This window comes from Shewanella nanhaiensis, from assembly GCF_019457885.1.
In the GTDB taxonomy this organism is placed as follows: Bacteria; Pseudomonadota; Gammaproteobacteria; order Enterobacterales; family Shewanellaceae; genus Shewanella; species Shewanella nanhaiensis.
Genome location: NZ_JAHZST010000064.1, coordinates 1 through 436 on the forward strand (window position 1 = coordinate 1; position 436 = coordinate 436).

The following is a 436-nucleotide window of genomic DNA, read 5'->3' on the forward strand; positions in this document are numbered from 1 at the left end:
TTGATAGAAAGAAAGAGAAATATATCGAAAGGTATTTTTGAGGATTTTGATTCTTAATCAAGGCACTTGATGAGTCTCGCAGGGAGTGTGCTTTAGCACATGACTGAGAAATGAAGAAAGTAACGATAAGTAAGGGTTAAAAGACCAAAAAGAATGGGTCTGTAGCTCAGCTGGTTAGAGCGCACCCCTGATAAGGGTGAGGTCGGTGGTTCAAGTCCACTCTGACCCACCAATTCTTTTCTATTCTGCGTTAGTTTAATACTCGTTTAGGTGAACTAAACGTCGCATTAAACTGCCTTGATTAGAATACGAATTGGCTTCGCCATTTAACTAGTGATAGCTAATTGGTTACTTGATATATTCTCAACTGCATGTAAATGGGGCTATAGCTCAGCTGGGAGAGCGCCTGCCTTGCACGCAGGAGGTCTGCGGTTCG

General features: G+C 42.4%; 1 tRNA gene. It reads left to right on the forward strand.

Annotated features, from left to right (window positions below):
• The first annotated feature begins 155 nt into the window (after positions 1 to 155).
• Positions 156 to 232, forward strand: a tRNA-Ile gene (locus tag K0625_RS24350).
• Positions 233 to 436: the final 204 nt, after the last annotated feature.